Annotated in this window: 14 protein-coding genes; 10 read left to right on the forward strand and 4 right to left on the reverse strand. The window is 73.8% G+C overall.

The window, feature by feature from the left end:
• Positions 1-49 precede the first annotated feature (49 nt).
• On the reverse strand, positions 50-1,846 hold the full coding sequence (locus tag ACH4FX_RS15250) for an AMP-dependent synthetase/ligase (RefSeq protein ID WP_398478930.1): 1,797 nt from the start codon (positions 1,844-1,846) through the stop codon (positions 50-52).
• A 297-nt stretch (positions 1,847-2,143) separates the two neighbouring features.
• On the opposite strand from ACH4FX_RS15250, the gene ACH4FX_RS15255 reads away from it, so the two are divergent.
• The 6 genes from ACH4FX_RS15255 (at position 2,144) to ACH4FX_RS15280 (ending at position 7,219) form a co-directional block, all read left to right on the forward strand.
• Positions 2,144-2,908 (forward strand): metallophosphoesterase, encoded by a 765-nt coding sequence (locus ACH4FX_RS15255; protein WP_398479015.1) that lies wholly within the window; start codon positions 2,144-2,146, stop codon positions 2,906-2,908.
• Between the two features lie 129 nt (positions 2,909-3,037).
• Positions 3,038-3,511 (forward strand): SRPBCC family protein, encoded by a 474-nt coding sequence (locus ACH4FX_RS15260; protein ID WP_398478931.1) that lies wholly within the window; start codon positions 3,038-3,040, stop codon positions 3,509-3,511.
• 2 nt (positions 3,512-3,513) lie between these two features.
• On the forward strand, positions 3,514-4,722 hold the full coding sequence (locus tag ACH4FX_RS15265; RefSeq protein WP_398478933.1) for an ArsA family ATPase: 1,209 nt from the start codon (positions 3,514-3,516) through the stop codon (positions 4,720-4,722).
• A gap of 104 nt (positions 4,723-4,826) precedes the next feature.
• Complete coding sequence (locus ACH4FX_RS15270; RefSeq protein ID WP_398478935.1) at positions 4,827-5,369, forward strand: DUF5304 domain-containing protein; 543 nt, start codon at positions 4,827-4,829, stop codon at positions 5,367-5,369.
• A 101-nt stretch (positions 5,370-5,470) separates the two neighbouring features.
• The gene (locus ACH4FX_RS15275) at positions 5,471-6,412 is read left to right on the forward strand and encodes an ROK family glucokinase (RefSeq protein ID WP_398478937.1); all 942 of its coding nucleotides are present in this window, start codon (positions 5,471-5,473) and stop codon (positions 6,410-6,412) included.
• 6 nt (positions 6,413-6,418) lie between these two features.
• Positions 6,419-7,219, forward strand: a complete 801-nt coding sequence (locus tag ACH4FX_RS15280) for an endonuclease/exonuclease/phosphatase family protein (protein WP_398478939.1) — start codon at positions 6,419-6,421, stop codon at positions 7,217-7,219.
• A gap of 15 nt (positions 7,220-7,234) precedes the next feature.
• Here ACH4FX_RS15280 and ACH4FX_RS15285 read toward each other — a convergent pair whose 3' ends face one another.
• The 3 genes from ACH4FX_RS15285 to ACH4FX_RS15295 all read right to left on the reverse strand — a co-directional run bounded on the left by ACH4FX_RS15285 (position 7,235) and on the right by ACH4FX_RS15295 (position 10,165).
• The gene (locus ACH4FX_RS15285) at positions 7,235-8,464 is read right to left on the reverse strand and encodes a hypothetical protein (RefSeq protein ID WP_398478940.1); all 1,230 of its coding nucleotides are present in this window, start codon (positions 8,462-8,464) and stop codon (positions 7,235-7,237) included.
• 203 nt (positions 8,465-8,667) lie between these two features.
• A complete protein-coding gene (locus ACH4FX_RS15290; RefSeq protein ID WP_398478942.1) occupies positions 8,668-9,381 on the reverse strand; it encodes a hypothetical protein in 714 nt (237 codons plus the stop codon).
• On the reverse strand, positions 9,368-10,165 hold the full coding sequence (locus ACH4FX_RS15295) for an alpha/beta hydrolase (protein ID WP_398478944.1): 798 nt from the start codon (positions 10,163-10,165) through the stop codon (positions 9,368-9,370). The genes ACH4FX_RS15290 and ACH4FX_RS15295 overlap by 14 nt, the downstream gene beginning before the upstream one ends.
• Before the next feature lie 246 nt (positions 10,166-10,411).
• Between ACH4FX_RS15295 and ACH4FX_RS15300 the strand changes: the two genes are divergently transcribed.
• From ACH4FX_RS15300 to ACH4FX_RS15315, 4 genes are all read left to right on the forward strand, one after another.
• Complete coding sequence (locus tag ACH4FX_RS15300; RefSeq protein WP_398478946.1) at positions 10,412-11,176, forward strand: lysophospholipid acyltransferase family protein; 765 nt, start codon at positions 10,412-10,414, stop codon at positions 11,174-11,176.
• Between the two features lie 107 nt (positions 11,177-11,283).
• Positions 11,284-12,522 (forward strand): MacS family sensor histidine kinase, encoded by a 1,239-nt coding sequence (macS, locus tag ACH4FX_RS15305; RefSeq protein WP_398479016.1) that lies wholly within the window; start codon positions 11,284-11,286, stop codon positions 12,520-12,522.
• 23 nt (positions 12,523-12,545) lie between these two features.
• A complete protein-coding gene (locus ACH4FX_RS15310; protein WP_398479018.1) occupies positions 12,546-13,190 on the forward strand; it encodes a response regulator in 645 nt (214 codons plus the stop codon).
• 244 nt (positions 13,191-13,434) lie between these two features.
• Positions 13,435-14,463, forward strand: coding sequence for a 6-phosphofructokinase (locus ACH4FX_RS15315; protein ID WP_398478947.1), 1,029 nt, complete (start codon positions 13,435-13,437; stop codon positions 14,461-14,463).
• The last annotated feature ends 93 nt before the right edge of the window (positions 14,464-14,556 follow it).

Consider the following 14,556-nt stretch of genomic DNA (forward strand, 5'->3'; position numbering starts at 1 on the left):
CGCGGCCCGCCCGGCGTCCGGAACGGTGTGAGCGGTGCGGGCCCGCGCGTCAGGCGCGGTAGATCGCCTCGATCTCCTCGGCGAAGTCCTTCGCCACCACGTTCCGCTTCAGCTTCAGGGACGGCGTCACGTGCCCGGACTCCTCCGTGAACTGCGTCGGCAGGATGCGGAACTTGCGTACGGACTCGGCCTTGGAGACGGCCGCGTTGCCGTCGTCCACCGCCCGCTGCACCGCGGCCAGCAGCTCCGGGTCCCGGCTCAGCTCGGTGACGCTCTGCCCGGCCGGGCGGCCGTGCTCCGCCGCCCAGCGCGGCAGGAACTCCTCGTCGAGGGTGACCAGCGCGCCGACGAAGGGGCGGCCGTCGCCGACGACCATGCACTCGGCGATCAGCGCGTGGGCGCGGATGCGGTCCTCGATGACGGCCGGCGCGACGTTCTTGCCGCCCGCCGTCACCAGGATCTCCTTCTTGCGGCCGGTGATCGCGAGGTAGCCGTCCTCGTCGAGGGTGCCGATGTCACCGGTGTGGAACCAGCCGTCGGAGAGCGCTTCCTTGGTCGCGGCCTCGTTGTTCCAGTACTCGGTGAACAGGTGCTCGCCGTGCAGCAGCACCTCGCCGTCGTCGGCGATGCGGACCACCGAGCCGGGCAGCGGCTGGCCGACCGTGCCGATCTTCTGCCGGTCCCACGGGTTGAAGGCGGTGGCCGCGCAGGACTCCGTCAGGCCGTAGCCCTCCAGGGCCGTGAAGCCGATGCCCCGGTAGAAGTGGCCCAGGCGCTCGCCCAGCGGCGCGCCGCCGGAGATGGCGTGGGTGGCCCGGCCGCCGAGCACGGCGCGCAGCTTGCCGTAGACCAGCTTGTCGAAGAGCTTGTGCCTGAGCTTCAGGCCGAGGCCGGGCCCGGCCGGGGTGTCCAGCGCGCGGCTGTAGGCGATGGCCGTCTCCGCGGCCCGGTCGAAGATCTTGCCCTTGCCCTCGGCCTGCGCCTTGGCCCGCGCCGAGTTGTAGACCTTCTCGAAGACCCGGGGGACGCCGAGGATCAGGGTGGGGCGGAAGGAGGCGAGGTCGTCGGTGAGGTTCTTGATGTCGGGGGCGTGGCCGAGCTTGATGGGCGCCATGACCGAGGCGACCTGCACCAGCCGGCCGAAGACATGCGCCACCGGCAGGAAGAGCAGCACCGAGGAGTGGCCGGTGCGGAAGAGGGGCTTGAGGCGTTCGACGACGTTGCCGCACTCGGCGAAGAAGCTGCGGTGGGTCAGCACGCAGCCCTTGGGCCGGCCGGTGGTGCCGGAGGTGTAGACGATGGTGGCGGGGGAGTCCGCGTCGGCGGCGGCGCTGCGCTCGTCCACCTCCTCGTCGGTGATGCCGGCGCCGGCCGCGCGCAGCCGGGCGATGGCGTCCCGCTCGATCTGCCAGATGTTCTCCAGCGCGGGCAGCCGGTCGCGTACGGACTCGACGGCGGCCTCCTGCGCCGGCGTCTCCACCAGGCAGGCCACCGCTCCGGAGTCGCCGAGGATCCACTGCACCTGTTCGGCGGAGCTGGTCTCGTACACCGGGACCGTGATCGCGCCCGCGCTCCAGATCGCGAAGTCCAGCAGCGTCCACTCGTAACGGGTGCGCGACATCAGGCCGATCCGGTCGCCGGCCTTGATCCCGGCGGCCATCAGGCCCTTGGCGGCGTCCCGCACCTCGGCGAGGAAGACGGCGGCCGTCACGTCCTGCCACCGGCCGTCGACCTTGCGGCCCAGGACGGCGACATCGGGGTGCTGCGCGGCATTGCGGCGGATCAGATCCGTCAGGTTGCCGTCCGCGGGGACCTCGTACAGGGCCGGAAGGCTGAACTCGCGCAAGACTGCTGCTCCTCATTGGCGCCGGCCTCACGACGCTGTGTGCCGGCCGGATGCGGTCCATGATCAGGCAGGGGGGTGGTGGACTGCCCGGACGTTACCCATCGGTATTGCTTTTGGGATAGGGGTGTACGCCCAGATGTTCGATGCGTCACAGCTGTGTGACACGCGTTCGGGCACGCCTGGGGACTGCTCAGCGCAGACTAGACCAGGCTTTCGGTGACCGGGAAGTAACCGCAGGTCGGGCCCCTCTCCCGGCGGTCCGCCGTTCGATCTAGGGTGACCGTCATGCGAGTGCATGTGGTCAGCGACGTACACGGCAACGGACGGGACCTCGCCCGGGCGGGCGACGGGGCCGACGCCCTGGTCTGCCTGGGGGACCTGGTGCTCTTCCTCGACTACGCCGACCACTCGCGCGGCATCTTCCCGGACCTGTTCGGCGTCGAGAACGCCCACCGGCTGGTCGAACTGCGTACCGCCCGCCGCTTCGAGGAAGCACGCGCGCTGGGCCGGCGGCTGTGGGGCGGCATCGAACGCGAGGGCGGCGGCCGGATGGCCGTCATCGAGGCGGCCGTCCGCCGGCAGTACGCCGAACTGTTCGCCGCCTTCCCGGAGCGGACGTACGCCACCTACGGAAACGTCGACCTCCCCCACCTGTGGCCGGAGTACGCGCGGCCGGGCACCACCGTCCTGGACGGCGAGCGGGTGGAGATCGGCGGCCGGGTCTTCGGCTTCGTCGGCGGCGGGCTGACGACGCCGATGCGGACTCCTTACGAGATCAGCGACGAGGAGTACGCCGCCAAGATCGAGGCGGTCGGCGAGGTGGACGTGCTGTGCACCCACATCCCGCCGGACGTCCCGGAACTCTGCTACGACGTCGTCGCCCGCCGCTTCGAACGCGGCAGCACCGCCCTCCTGGACGCGATCCGCCGCACCCGCCCCCGCTACGCGCTCTTCGGGCACGTGCACCAGCCGCTGGCCCGGCGGGTGCGGGTCGGCGCGACCGAGTGCGTCAACGTGGGGCACTTCAACGCGACGGGGACGCCGTACGTCCTTGAGTGGTGACGGACTCCCCGGGCACCGGCCGGGACGGGTGGGGAGCCGGTCCGGGGCTCTTTCCCCGCGCGGTAGCCTTCAGCAGCAGGGACACGCGTCTGGCGGACCGGCACGAATCGGCATGGAGGAGTCACGGCGATGGCCGAACACACCAGCTCTAGCATCACGATCGAGGCGGCGCCCGCCGAGGTGATGGGAGTGATCGCCGACTTCGCCCGTTATCCGGACTGGACCGGCGAGGTCAAGGAAGCCGAGATCCTCAGCAAGGACGACCAGGGCCGCGCCGAACAGGTCCGGCTGCTGCTGGACGCCGGCGCGATCAAGGACGACCACACCCTCGCCTACACCTGGGCCGGCGACCACGAGGTCAGCTGGTCGCTGGTGAAGTCCCAGATGCTGCGCACCCTCGACGGCTCCTACCGGCTGGTCCCGCTGGCCGGCGGCGCGCACACCGAAGTGACGTATCAGCTGACCGTGGACGTCAAGATCCCGATGCTCGGCATGATCAAGCGCAAGGCGGAGAAGGTCATCATCGACCGCGCGCTGGACGGGCTGAAGAAGCGCGTCGAGAGCGGCCCCGCGGCCCCCGCCGGCGAGGCCACGAGCCGCTGACCATGCGCACCGTCCTCGTCACCGGCCCCGGCGGCGCGGGCCGCACCACCATCGCCGCCGCGACCGCCCTGGCCGGTGCCCGGCGCGGCGGACGCGTCCTGCTGCTCACCGCCCGCGGCGGCGCGGCGGAGCGGGTCCTGGGCACCCGGCCCGTCCGCCCCGGCGACGGCCCGGTGCCCGTCGTCCCCGGCCTGCACGTCCGCTGCGTCGACGCCGGTGACCACTTCCGCCGGGAGGCGCTGGCCTTCCAGGAGCGCGCGGAGGCCGCCCTCGACCTCCTCGGCGCCGCGCCCCTGGACGAGGACGAACTGACCGAACTGCCGGGCGCGGAGGCGTTCGCGCTGCTCCACGAGCTGCGCGCGGCCCACGAAGCGGCCGGCGGGCCCGACGGCCCGGACACGGTCGTCGTCGACATGCCGCCCGCCGCCGACACCGTCGCCCTGCTCGCCCTGCCCGAGCAGGCCCGCCGCTACCTGCGCCGCCTGCTGCCGCCCGAGCGGCAGGCCGCCCGCGCGCTGCGGCCGGTCCTCGCCCAGTTGGCGGGCGTGCAGCTGCCCACGCAGAAGCTGTACGAGGCCGCGGAGCGCTGGGAGCACGAACTCGCCGCCGTACAGCGGATCATCGACCACCCCGGCACGACCGTACGGATCGTCACCGAGGCGGGCCCGGCCGCCGTCGCCGACCTGCGGGAGGTGCGCTCCGGCCTCGCCCTGTACGGGCACCGCACCGACGCCGTCGTCGCGAACCGGCTGCTGCCCACCGGCTCGTCCGACCCCTTCCTGGCCGCGCTCTCCGGCCAGCAGCAGAGCGCGCTCAAGGCGCTGCGCGAGGAGTTCCCCGAGGCACCGGTCATCGAGGTGCCGCATCTGGGGCACGACCCCGAGGGCACGGACGAACTGGACGAACTGCTCCGCGGTACGGCCGGGGAGCCGGCCGCGCCCGGCGACGTCACCGACACCTGGACCGTCGAGGACCGGCTCGCCGAGGACGGCCTGCTGGTGTGGCGGGTGCCCCTGCCGGGCGCCGAGCGCGAGGGGCTGGGGCTGCTGCGGCGCGGCGACGAGGTGATCGTGACGGCCGGCCGCTTCCGGCGGATACGCACCCTGCCCTCCGCGCTGCGCCGCTGCTCGGTCTCCGGCGCGGGGCTGCGCGACGGCGCGCTGCACATCCGCTTCACCCCCGACCCCGATCTCTGGCCCCGCGGTCTCTGAACGGCACACCGCCGTTCGGGTAACGTCGGGAGAAGCAGCACCGCCTCGAAAACCGCCGCGTCCGCGTGGCGGCAGATCCGCCTCGCCGCAGGAGTGAGTCCGCCATGAGCGATGCCACCGAGCACCCCGCCGACCGTACGGACCGGGCCGATGCCGATGCCTGGGAGACGGCGTGTGCCGAGGACCTGGCGGCCGAGCAGGCCCGCCGCCGCGCGCAGTACGGGCCGCCGCCGGGCAGCGCAGCCGAGGAACTGCGCCGCCTCGCCGAGGCCGTCACCGACAAGCTGGCCGGCATCCAGCTGCCGGGGGCGCTCGCCGGGATGGCCGCGCAGGGCGCCGTACAGCAGCTGTTCCGGCAGGCCAAGGCCGTCGTCGAGCCGGTCGTCGAGCGCAATCCGGAGGTCTTCGACCACCTGGCCGCCGCCGGGTCCGAGCTGCTGGCCGCCTACCGCTCGGCCGTGCAGAACAGCGAGCGCCGCTGGACCCGCGAGGCCGCCGGGGAGGCCGCGACCGCCGATCCGCGCGACGCCGCCGACCCGGACACCGTCCGTGATGTGCGCGACATCCACGACAAGCGGGACACTCCGGACGGTCCCCGCCGGGACGACGACGGCCCCGCCGGCACCGAGCGCATCGACCTCGACTGACCGGCCGCCGGACCGGCCCTCTTGGTCGGGAGGGCGCGGGTGGCGCCCTCCGCTCCGGTACCGTTGGACGCGGCGGGGTACGACCAATAACTGAGGGACACATGGGACTCACCATCGGCGTCGACATCGGCGGCACGAAGATCGCGGCCGGCGTGGTCGACGAAGAGGGCACGATCCTCGAAACGTGCAAGGTGCCGACCCCGCAGGCCACCGACGAGCTGACGGAGGCCATCGCCGACGCGGTCCGTACCGTCGGCGCCGACCACCAGGTCGAGGCCGTCGGCATCGGAGCCGCCGGTTACGTGGACGAGAAGCGGGCCACCGTCCTGTTCGCGCCCAACATCGACTGGCGCCACGAGCCGCTGAAGGACAAGGTCGAGCAGCGCGTCGGCCTGCCCGTCGTCGTCGAGAACGACGCCAACGCGGCGGCCTGGGGCGAGTACCGCTTCGGCGCCGGCCAGGGCCACAGCGACGTCATCTGCATCACCCTGGGCACCGGCCTGGGCGGCGGCATCATCATCGGCAACAAGCTGCGCCGCGGGCGGTTCGGCGTCGCCGCCGAGTTCGGCCACATCCGCGTCGTACCGGACGGCCTGCTGTGCGGCTGCGGCAGCCAGGGCTGCTGGGAGCAGTACGCCTCCGGCCGCGCCCTGCTGCGCTACGCCCGCCAGCGCGCCTTCGCCACCCCGGAGAACGCCAAGGTGCTGCTGTCGCTCGGCGACGGCACCTCCCAGGGCATCGAGGGCCGGCACATCAGCGAGGCCGCCCGCCAGGGCGACCCGGTCGCCATCGACTCCTTCCGCGAACTGGCCCGCTGGGCCGGCGCGGGCCTGGCCGACCTGGCCTCGCTCTTCGACCCGTCCGCCTTCATCGTCGGCGGCGGCGTCTCGGACGAGGGCGAACTGGTCCTCGACCCGATCCGCAAGTCCTTCCGCCGCTGGCTGGTGGGCAACCAGTGGCGTCCGCACGCCCAGGTCCTGGCCGCCCAGCTCGGCGGCAAGGCCGGACTGGTCGGCGCCGCCGACCTGGCGCGCCAGGGCTGACCCGCGGTGCCGGCCGAGCTGCCCGCCTCCCGCACCGAGCCGGGCTCCGCTTCCGGGGACTTCGCATCGAGCGGAGGCGGAGCGAAGCGGAGCGGCTCGGCCGTGCTCCGCGTGCTCAGCTACAACGTCCGCTCGCTGCGCGACGACCGCGCGGCGCTGGCCCGGGTGATCCGGGCCTGCGCCCCGGACGTGGTGTTCGTGCAGGAGGCGCCGCGCTTCTTCCGCTGGCGCAAGAGCGTGGCGAAGCTGTGCCGGGCGACGGACCTGGTGTACGTGACGGGCGGTGCCACCGCGGCGGGTCCGATGATCCTGTCCTCGCTGCGCGCCCACGTGGAGCGCACCGAGGACGTGCTGCTGCCCCGCACCCCCGGCCTGCACCAGCGTGGTTTCGCGACCGCGGTGGTACGGATCGGGGGCGCCCGGCTCGGCCTGCTCAGCTGCCATCTCAGCCTCCGGGCCGACGAGCGGTACGACCAGGCGGGCCTGCTGCTGGAGCGGCTGCGCGCGCTGGACACCCCGTACGCCGTCGCGGCCGGCGACCTCAACGACCGGCCGGACGGGCGTGCCTTCCGGCGGCTGGCGGGCCCGCTCACCGATGCCTGGGCGGCGGCGCCGTGGGGCGGGGAGTTCACCTCCACGCCCCACGACCCGCACCAGCGCATCGACGCCGTGTTCACCACCGAGGGCGTCGAGGTGCTGGGCTGCGGGGTGCCGCGCGACCTGCCGGGCGTCAGCCACGGCGACCTGCTGGCCGCCACCGACCACCTGCCGGTGCTGGCCGCCCTCCGGGTCCCGGCCGCCGGCTGACCGCGGCCCTCCGGCTCAGGACAGCTTCATCCTCGGCTCGCCGCGCCCGTTGAGGCCGGGGCCGCCGCCGGTGCAGGTGAGCCGGCTCTTGGGCGCCTTGACGCTGTCGGTGAGGGCGTACGCCTGCCGCAGGCAGTTCCGCAGCGCCAACTGGCCCCAGTGGTTCGGGTGCAGCGCCTCCTGCACCTGGAACGGCGGCAGCACCGCGGTGACCGTGCGCACCCAGCTGATCCACTCCGTCCTGTCGGCCGCCCCCGGGTCGGTCCACCGGCTCACCGTGCCGCGCACCGGGTCGACCAGCCCGACGCCCCGCTCGCACAGCCGGTGCCCGTCGAAGCTGTGGGTGAGGTCGAGGAAGCGGACGTTGTCCAGCCCGCTCCGGTCGATGCCCCGCTCGACGGCGCGGCCGACCGCCGGCAGCACGCTGTCCACCGCCCAGTCGGCGTCCCGGTCGGTGAACGCGCAGCCGCCCAGCGTCTGGCGCGCACCCAGCGGGGCGGGGTAGCGGAAGTCGCGGCCGTGCGGGATGGGGGCCGGGTAGTTCTGCACGATCACGTCGTACTCATCGGTGTCGTAACCCGCCCGCAGCATCGCCCGCCGCACGTTCTGCAGCCCGCCCGCGATGTCGCCCGCCCGCTGTTCGACCGCCTGGTCGGTGAACCGGGCGCGGTTGGCCGCGTCCTGGCTGCACGACTTCGGCAGCGGGCTCAGGTACGCCAGGACGCAGGACTTCACCACGTCGCCGAAGCGGAAGTCGTTGCCGCCGACCGAGACCGCGACCATCCGCACCTGGTGGTCGCGGGCGTACTCCTCCAGCTGCTGGGCCTGGCCGGGCACGCCCGCCGTGTCCGAGAAGTCCAGCCCGGGCTTGGCCACGCCTCCGGGGGCGCGGAAGGAGTCGGTACGGGCGCCGGAGCAGGCCAGGTTCTCGCTCTCGGTGCCGGGCAGCCCGAGGTGGATCTCGGCGGAGCGCGAGCGGTGGCACTTCGGGACGCGTTCGGCGGTGCGGCCCGCGTTGTCGTAGTACGCGGTCGGGCCGAGCGCGTCGATGCGGGGGAAGTTGGCCGGGTTGGCGTCGGAGTTGCCGGCCCAGCGCCCGGCCTCGCCGGAGATGTAGGAGTCGCCGAGGGAGACCACGGCCCCCGGTCCGGCGGGCTGCCGCTGCTGCGGCGGGGCGGCGGCCGCCGGGGCGGTGGCGGCCAGCAGCCCGGTCACCGCGGCGGCCGTGGCGGCGGCCGCGGCCACCCGGGTACGACGCCGTGGGCGTGGGCATGACGACACGAGCGGATGGCGCATGGGGGTCCTCCCGGAGACACGGCCGGATACTCGCCGTGATCATCTCCGGTCGGAGCGTCACCATGGGCCGGGACACCCGGCGCGCGGCGGTAAACCGCCCGAAGGAGGGCCGGGGCCGGACCGCGTCCGGCTCCGGCCGGACGCCCGGGCCTTCAGACGACCGCGCCGCCGCCCGGCAGGTCGTCCTCCTCCTCGTCGTCGTGCTTCATCCGGGCCACGAGCGTGGCGAAGCCGCCCAGGAAGCCGCCGATGCCCAGCAGCGTGATCCACCAGGTGACGGGCTGCTGCAACAGCACCATGAGCACCAGCAGCAGCGGCCCGCCGAGCACCGCGATCCAGGCGAACTTCGCCGTCACGTCGGCCTTGGGCAGCGGGGGCGGCTCGGGCGGTACGAAGTGCCCCTCGTCCGTCTCGCCGAGGTCGTCGTCGGACGCCTCGGCCGCCGACCAGTCGCGCGGCCCGACGCCGGGCGCGAAGACCACGAAGCTGCCCACGCCGTTCCCGCCGGGCCGGTCCGGCGCGCCGGGGGAGGGCTCGCTGCGCGGCCGCTCCTCGACCGTCAGCCCGCCGTCGTCCCGGTCCGCACGCCCCGGGTCCGCCTTCTCCGGCGGCTTCCCGCCGGAGCGCTCCGCGCCGTCCGCCCGGTCCTGGTCCGTACGCTCGCCGTCCGCCCGGCTCCGGTCCGCGCGGGCCGGACCCGCGGCGCGGTCGCCGGACGGACCGCCGGCCCGCTCCGGGCCCGTGCTGGAGACCGGCCCGTCCTCGTCCGGGAAGGCGGGCGCCTCGCCGTACCCGGCCACGATCTCGGCCCAGGCGGCTTCCTCGTCCAGCGGATCGCGGGGATCGCGGGGGCTACGCTCCACCACTGGGGGCCGTCTCCTCACTCTCCACGCCCGCGCGCACGCTCGGCGCCAGACGGGCGATGAAGTCGTAGGTGTCCTGGCAGATCCGCTCGGCGTCGTGGTCGAGCGTGGCGACGTGGTAGCTGCGCTCCAGCAGCGTCTGCCGTACGTCCGTCGAGGAGACCCGGCTCAGGATGCGCTCGGAGTCGGCCGGCGGCACGACGTGGTCCTGCGGGCTGGTCATCACCAGCAAGGGCTGGGTCACCCGGGGCAGTTCCGCGTCGACGAGCCGGAAGAAGCGGCGCAGCGAGTGCGCGGCGTGCAGCGGCACCCGGTCGTAGCCGATCTCGTGGGACCCGGGCTTGGCGATGTCGTCGACCACGCCTTTGGTCGTGCGCACCACGTGCCGCAGCACCGGCAGCAGCGGGGCGGCCGCGTCGTGCACCTTGTTGCCGGGGTTGACCAGGACCAGGCCGCTGACGGCGGCGCCGTGCCGCTGGGCCAGCCGCAGCGCCAGCGCGCCGCCCATCGACAGGCCGCACACGAAGACCCGCTCGCACCGCTCGGTCAGCGAGCGCAGCTCGCGGTCGACCTCGGCGTACCAGTCCTGCCAGGTCGTGAGCTGCATGTCCTGCCAGCGGGTGCCGTGGCCGGGCAGCAGCGGCAGCGAGACCGTCAGGCCGCGGTCGGCCAGGTACGCGGCCCAGGGGCGGACGGACTGGGGGGAGCCGGTGAAGCCGTGGCAGACGAGGACACCGGTCTGACCACCGTCGCGGCGGAACGGCTCGGCTCCGGGAAGCAGCGGCACCGGGGGACTCCGATCGATGAGGGGCCGGGCGGGAACGGGTTGCGCGGGTTACTGGAAGCGTACGCGGAGCGGCGCCGGGCGGATAGGTCCGAAGTCTCTTCCCGGGCCCGCCGCAGGGCCCGGGACACGACCGGTGCGCGGCGCCCGCACCGGTGCGCGGGCGGGCCCGCCGAGAAGAGGGGGACGCCGGGGCAGGTTAAGGTCTTTGCGTCACACACAGGAGGCAGTGGGTTGATCTACGGCGCAATGAAGTTTTCCATCGGCGGGACGCTGAAGCTGGCTTTCCGTCCCTGGGTGGAGGGCCTGGAGAACATCCCCGCAACGGGACCCGCGATCCTGGCGAGCAACCATCTGTCCTTCTCGGACTCCTTCTTCCTGCCCGCGGTGCTCGACCGCAAGGTGACCTTCATCGCCAAGGCCGAGTACTTCACCTCCCCGGGGGTCAAGGGCAAGCTCACCGCCGCCTTCTTCAAGGGGGTCGGCCAGCTGCCGGTGGACCGTTCGGGCGCGCGCGGCGCGGGCGAGGCGGCGATCAAGAGCGGGATCGAGGTGCTGGAGCGCGGCGAGCTGTTCGGCATCTACCCGGAGGGCACCCGCTCGCCGGACGGCCGGCTCTACCGCGGCAAGCCGGGCGGCCTGGCCCGGGTGGCGCTGGCCACCGGCGCCCCGGTCATCCCCGTCGCGATGATCGACACGGAGAAGGTGCAGCCGCCGGGCAAGGTGATGCCGAAGATGATCCGGCCCGGCATCCGCATCGGCAGACCGCTGGACTTCAGCCGCTACCACGGCATGGAGGGCGACCGCTTCATCCTGCGCTCGGTGACCGACGAGGTCATGTACGAGATCATGAAGCTGTCCGGCCAGGAGTACGTCGACATCTACGCGACCGCCGCCAAGCGGCAGATCGCGGAGGCGGCCAGGAAGAAGGCCGAGGCCGAGAAGGCGGCCAAGGCCGGCAAGGCGCAGGCCGGACAGCCGGAGCAGCCGGGCCGGAGCGGAACCGGGGCGTAGTCGCGCCCCGGCACAGGGGTGGGGGCGAAATGGCAGAGGCAGAGATACGGCCCGCGGCCGGTGAGGCGGCCGGCCGGGGCAGGGGACGGCCGGGGCGGCCGGTCCGGATGTCCGTGGAGCTCCCGCTGTGGCGGGCGCTGACCGGTTACCGCGTCCTGACCCTGGTCTACGTCCTCGTCCTGTTCGCGGTCTCCTACGACCAGTACGCCCATCCCCTGGGCGCCGCCGCCTACATGACGGCGCTGACCGCGTGGATGGCCGTCACCTGGCGCCGGACGACCTCGGCGGAGCGCTGCACCCGCGCCTTCCTCATCGGCGACCTGTCCTTCGCGCTCGGCGGCATCCTGCTCACCCTTCTGGTGGACACCCACGAGCGGATCATGGGCGGCGGGCCGACCCTGCCCTCCATCTGGACGGCGGGCGCGGTGCTCGGCTTCGCGATCAAGGGCGGCTGGCGCTGGGCCGCGGTGGCCTCCGCGCTGGTCGCCGTCGTCAACCTGGTCGAACGCCAGGAGTTCGCCCGCGACACCATCCACAACGTGGTGCTGGTGTGGGTGGCCAGCGTCGCGATCGGCTATGTGGTCGAGGTGGCCCGGGCCAGTGAGCGCACCCTCGCCCGCGCGCTCCAGATCGAGGCCGCCACCCGCGAGCGGGAGCGGCTGGCCCGGGACATCCACGACAGCGTGCTCCAGGTCCTGGCGATGGTGCAGCGCCGCGGTGCCGCGATCGGCGGCGAGGCGGCCGAGCTGGGCCGGATGGCGGGCGAGCAGGAGGTCGCGCTGCGCACGCTGGTCTCCAGCGGGCTGGTCCGGGCGCCGCGCACGGCCGTCCCGGACGCCGTGGACGGGGCGGTCCGCACTCCGGAGGAGGCATTGGCCGGTCCGGTGCCGTGCGCCGAGGACGGCCCGGACGCCGGCCCCTGCGACGTACGGGCCCTGCTGGCGCCGCACGCCGGTGCGCGCGTCACGTTCTCCGAGCCCGGCGCGCCCGTCGTGCTCCCGGCCGCCGCGGCGGCGGAGCTGGCCGCCGCTGTCAGTGCCGCGTTGGACAATGTGCGGGTGCACGCGGGTGCCACGGCACAGGCGTGGATCCTGGTGGAGGACGAGCCGGACGAGGTGATCGTGACGGTGCGGGACGACGGTCCCGGCATCCCCGAAGGACGGCTCGCGGACGCCGAGCGCGAGGGCCGGCTCGGGGTGGCGCTGTCGATCCGCGGCCGGCTGCGGGACCTGGGCGGCAGCGCCGAATGGGTCTCGGTCCCCGGCCAGGGCACGGAAGTGGAGTTGAAGGTTCCCAAGGGCGCGGCGGCGCCCGAGGGCGGGAAACGGGGGAGGAGCACGGCGTGAGCGAGCCGCAGGGCGTGAAGGTGATGGTGGTCGACGACCACCCGATGTGGCGGGACGCGGTCGCCCGCGACCTGGCCGAGGCCGGGTTCGAGGTGGTGGCGACGGCCGGGGACGGGCCGCAGGCGGTGCGTCGCGCGCAGGCCGCCGCGCCCGACGTGCTGGTGCTGGACCTGAACCTGCCGGGCCTGCCCGGCGTGGCGGTCTGCCGCGAGCTGGTCGGCGCCAACCCGGCGCTGCGGGTGCTGGTGCTCTCCGCCAGCGGCGAGCACGCCGACGTGCTGGAGGCCGTCAAGTCCGGCGCGACGGGCTATCTGCTCAAGTCGGCCAGCACGGAAGAGCTGGTGGACGCGGTGCACCGTACGGCGGCCGGCGACCCGGTGTTCACCCCGGGTCTGGCCGGGCTGGTCCTGGGGGAGTACCGCCGGCTGGCGACCGAGCCCGCCCCGGCCACCGACGACGAGCCGGGCGCGCCCCAGCTGACCGATCGGGAGACCGAGGTGCTGCGCCTGGTCGCCAAGGGCCTGTCGTACAAGCAGATCGCCGAGCGGCTGGTCATCTCGCACCGCACGGTCCAGAACCACGTGCAGAACACGCTGGGCAAGCTCCAGCTGCACAACCGCGTCGAGCTGGTCCGGTACGCGATAGAACGCGGCCTGGACGAGGTCTGAGACCGGGCCGCCCGGGGGCCCGGCGCTGCCCGTGCGGCCCCCGGGACACCGGGCGCATCCTGCGCAATGCGCTCGTACGAGTGAACGCATCGCGTCAAGTCCCCGGCATTTCCGGGGAATTCGCCTCCCGCCCCATCCCTGGGTGACGCACCTCACCATTAGCGTGACCGGCGTCGGCACAGCACGGCCGCGCGCGGCCGCCCGGCGCGGGCGCGGCCCCTCACGGGATGAAGGTGAAGAAGCGATGCGGGTCGGAGTACTGACCGGCGGCGGTGACTGCCCCGGTCTCAACGCGGTCATCCGGGGCGTGGTGCGCAAGGGCGTCCAGGAGTACGGCTACGACTTCGTCGGCTTCCGGGACGGCTGGCGCGGGCCCCTGGAGGGCGACACGGTACCGCTCGACATCCCCGCCGTACGCGGCATCCTGCCCCGCGGCGGCACGGTCCTCGGCTCCTCGCGGACCAACCCCCTCAAGCAGGAGGACGGCATCCGCCGGATCAAGGAGACCCTGGCCAAGGAGGAGGTCGAGGCGCTGATCACGATCGGCGGCGAGGACACCCTCGGGGTCGCCGCCCGGCTCTCCGGTGAGTACGGGGTGCCCTGCGTCGGCGTGCCCAAGACCATCGACAACGACCTGTCCGCCACCGACTACACCTTCGGCTTCGACACCGCCGTCGGCGTCGCCACCGAGGCCATCGACCGGCTGCACACCACCGCCGAGTCGCACATGCGCGTCCTGGTCGTCGAGGTGATGGGCCGGCACGCGGGCTGGATCGCGCTGCACTCCGGGCTGGCCGGCGGGGCCAACGTCATCCTCATCCCGGAGCAGCGCTTCGACGTGGACCAGGTCTGCGGCTGGATCGAGTCCCGCTTCAAGGTCCGCTACGCGCCGATCGTGGTCGTCGCCGAGGGCGCCATGCCCAAGGACGGCCAGATGGTCCTCAAGGACGGGACGCGGGATTCCTTCGGGCATGTGCGGCTGTCCGGCGTGGGCGAGTGGCTGGCCAAGGAGATCGAGGAACGGACCGGCAAGGAGGCCCGTACGACGGTGCTCGGCCACACCCAGCGCGGCGGCACGCCCAGCGCGTTCGACCGCTGGCTGGCCACCCGCTTCGGCCTGCACGCGATCGACGCGGTGCGGGACGGCGACCACGGGAAGATGGTCGCGCTGCGCGGCACCGACATCGTGCGGGTGCCGCTGGCGGAGGCCACCGCGAAGCTCAAGACCGTCGACCCGAAGCTGTACGCGGAGGCGGGGGTCTTCTTCGGCTGAGCGGCCGGGCCGGGGCCGCGCGGTCCGCGGGGCGGCGGGCCGCCCGGCCGTACCACCGGATGTCGCCGCACCCGGCACGCGGGCGGCCGGACC

Origin of the sequence: Streptomyces sp. NPDC018019 (assembly GCF_044327805.1) — a bacterium.
Classification (GTDB): Bacteria; Actinomycetota; Actinomycetes; order Streptomycetales; family Streptomycetaceae; genus Streptomyces.